Below are 3,710 nucleotides of genomic sequence, written 5' to 3'. Positions count from 1 at the left end.
CGGCCCCGGATGCCGTCGGCCACGGTGGTGGCCACCGGTGGCGCCCATCGCCGCCACGCCGGCCGAGCCGCCGAGCGTGCGGAAGAAGGTGACGCCGGAGGTGGCCGCGCCCATGTTGTGCGGGTCGGCGGTGTTCTGCACAACCAGCACCAGGTTCTGCATCATGATGCCCATGCCGAGGCCCACCAGGGCCATGTAGAGGCAGACGAGCGCGAAGTTCGTGTCATACCGCAGGGTGCCGAGCAGACCGAGGCCGATGGTGAGGAACACGGAGCCGGCCACGAGGTACCGCTTCCAGTTGCCGTACTGCGTGATGCGGCGGCCGGCCAGCGTGGAGGAGACGAGGAACGCGGCCATCAGCGGCAGCGTCATGAAGCCGGCCTGGGATGGCGTGGCGCCGCGGGCGAGCTGCATGTACTGGGCCAGGTAGACGCCGGAGCCGAACATCGCCAGGCCGGCGGCCAGGGAGGCCACCACGGCGAGGGTGAAGGTGCGGTCTCGGAACAGGCGCAGGGGGATCAGCGGCTCGGACACGCGGCGCTCGACCACCACGAACAGGACGGCGGCCAGCAGGGAGCCGCCCACCATCCAGGCGCTGGTGACGGAGACCCACGCGAAGTCCTGGCCGGCGCGGGTGACCCAGAGCAGCAGCAGGGTGGTGGAGGCGGCCATCAGGGCGATGCCGAGCAGGTCGATGTTCGCCTTCCGCCGGGGCAGGCGCTCCAGCTTGAGGTTCTTCTCCACCATCACCAGGGCTGCGAGGGCGAAGGGGACGGAGACGAAGAAGTTCCAGCGCCAGCCGAGGGTGTCCGTGACGAGGCCGCCGAGCAGCGGACCGCCCACGGTGGCCACAGCCATCACCGCACCGAACAGGCCCATGTAGCGGCCCCGCTCACGGGGGCTGATGATGTCCGCCATGATCACCTGGGACAGGGCGATCAGGCCGCCGCCGCCCAGGCCCTGCAGGACGCGGCAGGAGATCATCCACACCGGGTCCTGGGCGAACCCGGCGGCCGCGGTGGCGGCCACGAACACGACGATCGCGATCTGGAACAGGAGCTTGCGGGAGTACAGGTCCGCGAGCTTGCCCCAGATCGGCGTGGCGATCGCGGTGGCGAGCATCATCGCCGTGACCACCCAGGTGTAGGTGGACTGGTCGCCGCCGAGGTCGTGGACGATCACCGGCAGAGACGTGGAGACCACCGTGTTGGCGATCATCGAGACGAACATGCCGAGGAGCAGGCCGGTCAGGGCCTGGAGGATCCTGCGGTGCCGCACCTGCGGGTCGGCGGCGACGATCGAGACGGACGACGTCTCCGGGTTCGTGGTGGACATGCGGTCTTTCTGTGCAGGGGAGGCGGGGCTCTGGCGCCGGGCCCCCGGGCGCCCCCTGGCGGGGCGGCGTCCGGCGGGCCGAGGCGCACGGCGGCGCACTCTGGAAGGTGGTTGCGTGAAGTCAATCATTGATTCTAGTCAATGGTTGACGATCGTCAACGGTCTCCGTCTTGTTCACCCCCTGCCCCCCCGTCCCGGGCCGGCCTAGCCTGAAACGCAGTGCCCGAGGCGGGGCGCTCGCCGGCCCCCGCGGCGGCCGTAGCACCCCGCCGTCCGCCCGCCCTGACCCCGGAGGTGTCCATGACCGCCCGCTTCCTCACGATGATCGACCTGCCCGAGCCCGGCCTGGCCCTGCTCCGCGAGGCCGGTGAGGTCACCCACGGCGAGGACGTCGGCGGCAACGCCGCCCTGCCCGAGCTGGCCGCCTCCGGCGTCTACGACGTGGTCGTCTGTGCCCTGGACCAGAAGTTCGACGCCGCCACGCTCGAGACGGCCCAGCTCAAGGGCATCGCCAACTACGCGGTGGGCTACAACAACATCGACGTGGACGCCGCCACCGCCGCCGGCATCCGCGTGGGCAACACCCCGGACGTGCTCACGGACGCCACCGCGGACATCGCCCTGCTGCTGATCCTCGGCGTCACCCGCCGCGCCTACGAGGGCGAGCGCATGATGCGGGCCGGCGAGTTCACCGGCTGGAAGCCGGACCTGCTGGTCGGCAAGGACGTCAAGGGGGCCACCCTGGGGCTGGCCGGCTTCGGCCGCATCGGCAAGGCCGTGGCCGAGCGCGCCCTCGCCTTCGGCATGGACGTGGTGTTCGCCCCGCGCCCGCCGGCCCACCGCGAGGTCTCCGCCGAGGAGCTCGGCGCGCTCGCCGGCCGGGTGGAGCAGGTCCGCTGGGAGGAGCTCGTGGAGCGCGCGGACATCCTCTCCCTCCACGTGCCGCTCACCGAGGACACCCGCCACCTCGTGGACGCGGATGTCATGGCCCGCATGAAGCGCGGCGCGGTGCTGATCAACACCGCCCGCGGCCCCGTGGTGGACGAGGCCGCTCTGGTGGAGGCGCTGCGCTCGGGCCACCTGTTCGGCGCGGGCCTGGACGTCTTCGAGGACGAGCCGGCCATGGCCGCGGGCCTGGCCGGGCTGGACAACGTCATGGTCCTGCCGCACCTGGGCTCGGCCACCCGGAACACCCGGGACGAGATGGCCGTGCTCACCGCCCGCAATGCGATCGGCATGGCCACCGGCGGCGAGATCCCGGCCTGCGTGAACCCCGCGTGAGGCTCCTGACCCGCACCCGCCGTCTGGTGCGCGCGCTGCGCACCGCTCGCTGCACCCACTCCACGGCGACGGCCGCGGACGGCTCCCACCTGGCCGTCACCACCTGCGGCGACGAGCACGCCCCGGGACGCCGCCGCGTCGTGGTGGTGGTCGGAGCGCACCTGAGCGCCTGGTACTACAGGCCCTTCGCCCACGTGCTCCGCGCCCGCCTGCGCGAGCTGTCCGGGCGGGACTGGGCGGTGGACGTCTACGACCGGCGCGGCCGCGGAGACTCCGCCGCGCAGCCGGAGGACTACTCGATGGACACCGAGGTCTCCGACCTCGCCGCCGTCCTGGCCCACGCCGGGGCCCGGCACCTGGTGGGTCACTCCCTCGGCGGCTCCGTGGTGCTCAACGCGCTGCAGGCGCAGGCCCGCGGCGGCGGGTTCCCCACGGAGCTGGTCCCGGAGCGCACCGCCCTCTACGACCCGTGCGTGAACCTGGACGGACCGCGCACCGCACGCTGGCTGGCCCGCCTGGAGCAGGCGGTCGTCCAGGGCCGGACCGGCCGCGGCCTGGCCATCCTCCAGCACGGGCTGCCGTCCTCCGCCGTGCTCTCCCGGGTGCCCGAGTGGTTTCTGACCTTCACCTTCGCCGGTCTGGTGGCCACCCCGCTGGGCCGGGCGGCCCGCCGCATGCTGCCGACGCTGAGCCGCGAGCTCACGGCCGCCCTACACGAGGACGACCGCCCCGAGGACTTCGCCGGGGTCTCCGTCCCGGTGCACCTGATGTGCGGCGAGCGGTCCGCGGCCTACTTCCAGGAGGTGGTGCGGCGCCTGCACGCGGCCATGCCGACCTCCACGTTCGAGCTGTCCCCGCGGTCCATGCACGGGGCCATCCCCTTCGTGGTGGACACGGTGCTGGAGGACCTCGCCGAGCACTTCACCGGCCGCCGCGCGGACGCGGCCTCCGCTGCCGAACCGGACCCGGCGGAGGCCGAGACCGCCGCCCTGCCGATCAGCGCAGAGCGGACGCCAGCACTCGCAGCATGAACGGCTCGGGGGTGATGGGGCCGTCGTGCCAGGCGTCCCGGCATCCGCCGCCACCGGATCCGG

3 protein-coding genes are annotated in these 3,710 nt (G+C 72.9%); 2 read left to right on the top strand and 1 reads right to left on the bottom strand.

Going from position 1 to position 3,710, the window contains the following annotated elements; all coding sequences use genetic code 11:
- Positions 1-1,335: DHA2 family efflux MFS transporter permease subunit (locus AC2W7A_RS10380; protein WP_485991286.1), on the bottom strand; the 1,335-nt coding region annotated here is incomplete at its 3' end.
- A gap of 300 nt (positions 1,336-1,635) precedes the next feature.
- Between AC2W7A_RS10380 and AC2W7A_RS10375 the strand changes: the two genes are divergently transcribed.
- Both AC2W7A_RS10375 and AC2W7A_RS10370 read left to right on the top strand, forming a co-directional pair.
- A complete protein-coding gene (locus tag AC2W7A_RS10375) occupies positions 1,636-2,616 on the top strand; it encodes a 2-hydroxyacid dehydrogenase (protein WP_485991285.1) in 981 nt (326 codons plus the stop codon).
- Positions 2,613-3,647, top strand: coding sequence for an alpha/beta fold hydrolase (locus tag AC2W7A_RS10370; RefSeq protein WP_485991284.1), 1,035 nt, complete (start codon positions 2,613-2,615; stop codon positions 3,645-3,647). The genes AC2W7A_RS10375 and AC2W7A_RS10370 overlap by 4 nt, the downstream gene beginning before the upstream one ends.
- Positions 3,648-3,710 lie beyond the last annotated feature (63 nt).

Source organism: Micrococcus sp. LASM2_SD2 (assembly GCF_057364565.1).
The sequence above is the reverse complement of the archived record's forward strand: the minus strand, read 5'-3'. Positions and strand labels throughout refer to the sequence as shown.